Below are 5,455 nucleotides of genomic sequence, written 5' to 3'. Positions count from 1 at the left end.
TAAATTGTGTTCGGCGGTGTCCTACTTTTCCACCCGTGTTGGGTAGTATCATCGGCGCTGGCAGGCTTAGCTTCCGGGTTCGGGATGGGTCCGGGCGTTTCCCTGCCGCTATGGCCGCCGTAACTTTATTCACTCGTTTTTGAGTGTGAATCTGTGTTTTGGTGGTGGGGTGCAGTCGTGTGACTGTGTGGGGTGTGGTTGCGGGCGGGATGTGTGTCTTACTTTTTGCCGAATCAACTGGTTTGTTGTTTTGGTTGTTGTAAGTTTTCGGCCGGTTAGTGCCAGTTCCCTGAACACCTTGCGGTGCGTGTAGGTCTGGTCTATCGATCCCGTGGTCTGCGGGGGGCCTTATCCCACTGAATGGGTGAGAAGCCTGGTCTTGGAGAAGGTTTCCCGCTTAGATGCTTTCAGCGGTTATCCTGTCCGAACGTGGCTATCCAGCGGTGCCCCTGGTGGGACAACTGGTGTACCAGAGGTTCGTCCGTCCCGGTCCTCTCGTACTAGGGACAGGTTTCCTCAAGTTTCTGACGCGCGCGGCGGATAGAGACCGAACTGTCTCACGACGTTCTAAACCCAGCTCGCGTGCCGCTTTAATGGGCGAACAGCCCAACCCTTGGGACCTGCTCCAGCCCCAGGATGCGACGAGCCGACATCGAGGTGCCAAACCATCCCGTCGATATGGACTCTTGGGGAAGATCAGCCTGTTATCCCCGGGGTACCTTTTATCCGTTGAGCGACACCCCTTCCACTCGGGGGTGCCGGATCACTAGTCCCGACTTTCGTCCCTGCTTGACATGTCCGTCTCGCAGTCAAGCTCCCTTGTGCACTTGCACTCAACACCTGATTGCCGTCCAGGTTGAGGGAACCTTTGGGCGCCTCCGTTACATTTTAGGAGGCAACCGCCCCAGTTAAACTACCCACCAGGCACTGTCCCTGAACCGGATATACGGTTCGAAGTTAGAAGTCCAATACGATCAGAGTGGTATTTCAACAATGACTCCGCACACACTGGCGTGTGTGTTTCACAGTCTCCCACCTATCCTACACAAACCGTATCGAACGCCAATACCAAGCTATAGTGAAGGTCCCGGGGTCTTTTCGTCCTGCCGCGCGTAACGAGCATCTTTACTCGTAGTGCAATTTCGCCGAGTCTATGGTTGAGACAGTTGAGAAGTCGTTACGCCATTCGTGCAGGTCGGAACTTACCCGACAAGGAATTTCGCTACCTTAGGATGGTTATAGTTACCACCGCCGTTTACTGGGGCTTAAATTCTCCGCTTCACCCGAGGGTTAACGGGTCCTCTTAACCTTCCAGCACCGGGCAGGCGTCAGTCCGTATACATCGTCTTGCGACTTCGCACGGACCTGTGTTTTTAGTAAACAGTCGCTTCTCACTGGTTTGTGCCACCCCCCACCGCTACCGGCCGCGAGGGCCATGACGGTAGGAGGTCCCCCTTCTCCCGAAGTTACGGGGGTATTTTGCCGAGTTCCTTAACCATAGTTCACTCGTACGCCTCGGTATTCTCTACCTGACCACCTGTGTTGGTTTGGGGTACGGGCCGTGTGTGCGCTCGCTAGAGGCTTTTCTTGGCAGCAAAGGATCACCGAATTCGCCTCACTCGGCTATGCATCACCTCTCAGGATCTGTGTTGGACGGATTTACCTATCCAACTCCCTACGGGCTTGCCCCAGTATTACCACTGACTGGTACGGCTACCTACCTGCGTCACCCCATCGCTTGACTACTACCCACCCGGGTCTTGCGCAGCCGGTGACTCTCGCTCCCCGAAGGGATTGATGAACCACCATTTGGGCAATTAGCAGAATGGATTCGTCAGGGACGCTCACACACGGGTACGGGAATATCAACCCGTTGTCCATCGACTACGCCTGTCGGCCTCGCCTTAGGTCCCGACTCACCCTGGGCGGACTGGCCTGGCCCAGGAACCCTTGGTCTTTCGGCGGGCAAGGTTCTCACTTGCCTTATCGCTACTCATGCCTGCATTCTCACTCCCACACCCTCCACAGCTCCATTACCAGGCTGCTTCACCGGAGTGCAGGACGCTCCCCTACCCAACGTATAAATACGTTGCCGCGGCTTCGGCGGTGTGCTTGAGCCCCGCTACATTATCGGCGCACAATCACTTGACCAGTGAGCTATTACGCACTCTTTCAAGGGTGGCTGCTTCTAAGCCAACCTCCTGGTTGTCTTCGCGACTGCACATCCTTTTCCACTTAGCACACGCTTAGGGGCCTTAGCCGGCGATCTGGGCTGTTTCCCTCTCGACGCACGGAGCTTATCCCCCGCCGTCTCACTGCTGCGCTTCCACTTACCGGCATTCGGAGTTTGGCTGACGTCAGTAACCTAGTAGGGCCCATCGGCCATCCAGTAGCTCTACCTCCGGCAAGAAACACGCAACGCTGCACCTAAATGCATTTCGGGGAGAACCAGCTATCACGGAGTTTGATTGGCCTTTCACCCCTACCCACAACTCATCCCCTCAGTCTTCAACCTAAGTGGGTTCGGGCCTCCACGCGGTCTTACCCGCGCTTCACCCTGGCCATGGGTAGATCACTCCGCTTCGGGTCCAGAACACACCACTACACCAACCCCTACGGATTGGATACGCCCTATTCAGACTCGCTTTCGCTACGGCTACCCCACCCGGGTTAACCTCGCGACATGTCCCTGACTCGCAGGCTCATTCTTCAAAAGGCACGCCATCACCCCACGTAAAACGAAGGCTCTGACGGATTGTAAGCGCACGGTTTCAGGTACTATTTCACTCCCCTCCCGGGGTACTTTTCACCATTCCCTCACGGTACTAATCCGCTATCGGTCACTGGGAAGTATTCAGGCTTACCGGGTGGTCCCGGCAGATTCACAGCAGATTCCACGGGCCCGCTGCTACTCGGGAACCCATCACCACAGAGAACATGTTTTCACCTACGGGGCTCTCACCCACTACGGCAGACCATCCCAGGCCACTTCGATTAACACATTCTTTTCTCACTGCAGCCCAGACCGGCAGATCTGAGAAGACAGGCCCCACAACACCGCACACACAACCCCTGCCGGGTATCACATGCATACGGTTTAGCCATCCTCCGCGTTCGCTCGCCACTACTAACGGAATCACAATTGTTTTCTCTTCCTACGGGTACTGAGATGTTTCACTTCCCCGCGTTCCCCCCCACTACCTATGTATTCAGTAGTGGGTGACACGACATCACTCGTGCCGGGTTTCCCCATTCGGACATCCTCGGATCCACGCTCGGTTGACAGCTCCCCGAGGCATAACGCAGCCTCCCACGTCCTTCATCGGCTCCCAGTGCCAAGGCATCCACCATGCGCCCTTAAACACTTACAACACAAAAAACCAATTCGAAAAAAGAAATTGCACATCAACACACAAAAACCACGCCGGACCCCTGTCGAAGACCGACGCACCCCTTGCGCGCTAGATGCTCGCAACCACTATCCACAAATCAAACACCACACCCCACCACCAAAGCAGGGCAACAACACGCCGACCCCACCACCGTGGAGCCACCCGGAAACCCGGGCACGGGCCTGTTGTCTCAAAGCCCAACAGTGTGTTTGGCAGCACCAGCAGAAAAATCCCGTTACCGGCTACTTTGCTTGTCGCGCACCAGACCCCCACCCACTACAGGTGACAAGGGCCATCCAACGAATCGATCAGATCACCGAACCCCCACACGATGTGGGCGGGCCTGATTCTCGTGGTGCTCCTTAGAAAGGAGGTGATCCAGCCGCACCTTCCGGTACGGCTACCTTGTTACGACTTCGTCCCAATCGCCGATCCCACCTTCGACGGCTCCCTCCCAAAGGGTTAGGCCACCGGCTTCGGGTGTTACCGACTTTCATGACGTGACGGGCGGTGTGTACAAGGCCCGGGAACGTATTCACCGCAGCGTTGCTGATCTGCGATTACTAGCGACTCCGACTTCACGGGGTCGAGTTGCAGACCCCGATCCGAACTGAGACCGGCTTTGAAAGGATTCGCTCCACCTCACGGCATCGCAGCCCTTTGTACCGGCCATTGTAGCATGTGTGAAGCCCTGGACATAAGGGGCATGATGACTTGACGTCATCCCCACCTTCCTCCGAGTTGACCCCGGCAGTCTCTCACGAGTCCCCACCATAACGTGCTGGCAACATGAGACAAGGGTTGCGCTCGTTGCGGGACTTAACCCAACATCTCACGACACGAGCTGACGACAGCCATGCACCACCTGCACACAGGCCACAAGGGAACCGACATCTCTGCCGGCGTCCTGTGCATGTCAAACCCAGGTAAGGTTCTTCGCGTTGCATCGAATTAATCCACATGCTCCGCCGCTTGTGCGGGCCCCCGTCAATTTCTTTGAGTTTTAGCCTTGCGGCCGTACTCCCCAGGCGGGGTACTTAATGCGTTAGCTACGGCACGGATCCCAAGGAAGGAAACCCACACCTAGTACCCACCGTTTACGGCGTGGACTACCAGGGTATCTAATCCTGTTCGCTCCCCACGCTTTCGCTCCTCAGCGTCAGTTACTGCCCAGAGACCCGCCTTCGCCACCGGTGTTCCTCCTGATATCTGCGCATTCCACCGCTACACCAGGAATTCCAGTCTCCCCTGCAGTACTCCAGTCTGCCCGTATCGCCCGCACGCCCACAGTTGAGCTGTGAGTTTTCACGAACAACGCGACAAACCACCTACGAGCTCTTTACGCCCAGTAATTCCGGACAACGCTCGGACCCTACGTATTACCGCGGCTGCTGGCACGTAGTTGGCCGGTCCTTCTTCTACTACTACCGTCACTTACGCTTCGTCGTAGTTGAAAGAGGTTTACAACCCGAAGGCCGTCATCCCTCACGCGGCGTCGCTGCATCAGGCTTGCGCCCATTGTGCAATATTCCCCACTGCTGCCTCCCGTAGGAGTCTGGGCCGTATCTCAGTCCCAGTGTGGCCGGTCACCCTCTCAGGCCGGCTACCCGTCGTCGCCTTGGTAGGCCATTACCCCACCAACAAGCTGATAGGCCGCGGGCCCATCCCACACCGCAAAAGCTTTCCACCACACACCATGAAGCATGCGGTCATATTCGGTATTAGACCCAGTTTCCCAGGCTTATCCCAAAGTGCAGGGCAGATCACCCACGTGTTACTCACCCGTTCGCCACTCGAGTCACCCCGAAGGGCACTTTCCGTTCGACTTGCATGTGTTAAGCACGCCGCCAGCGTTCGTCCTGAGCCAGAATCAAACTCTCCAAACAAAAACCCCCAGACCAAAGCCCAGGCAGAATCCGAATCAGAAAAATCTGACCTAACAAAAAGACACCAAAAACTGGCATCAAAAAACCACACCCCAACACGGGGGTATCAGAGCATGGCAAAAAACAACAACAAACAAAAACCACCAAACACACTATTGAGTTCTCAAACAACACACC

Annotated in this window: 3 rRNA genes; all 3 read right to left on the bottom strand. The window is 56.1% G+C overall.

Features of this window, described 5'->3' with window-relative positions:
* Window positions 1–8: 8 nt before the first annotated feature.
* Window positions 9–122 (bottom strand): 5S ribosomal RNA (gene rrf / locus ORI27_RS32635).
* 133 nt (window positions 123–255) lie between these two features.
* Window positions 256–3,371 (bottom strand): 23S ribosomal RNA (locus ORI27_RS32630).
* 387 nt (window positions 3,372–3,758) lie between these two features.
* A 16S ribosomal RNA gene (locus ORI27_RS32625) occupies window positions 3,759–5,278 on the bottom strand.
* The 16S, 23S and 5S rRNA genes sit together here, the layout of an rRNA operon.
* Window positions 5,279–5,455: the final 177 nt, after the last annotated feature.

This window comes from Mycobacterium pinniadriaticum (genome assembly GCF_026242045.1).
Taxonomy (GTDB): Bacteria; Actinomycetota; Actinomycetes; order Mycobacteriales; family Mycobacteriaceae; genus Mycobacterium; species Mycobacterium pinniadriaticum.
The sequence above is the reverse complement of the archived record's forward strand: the minus strand, read 5'-3'. Positions and strand labels throughout refer to the sequence as shown.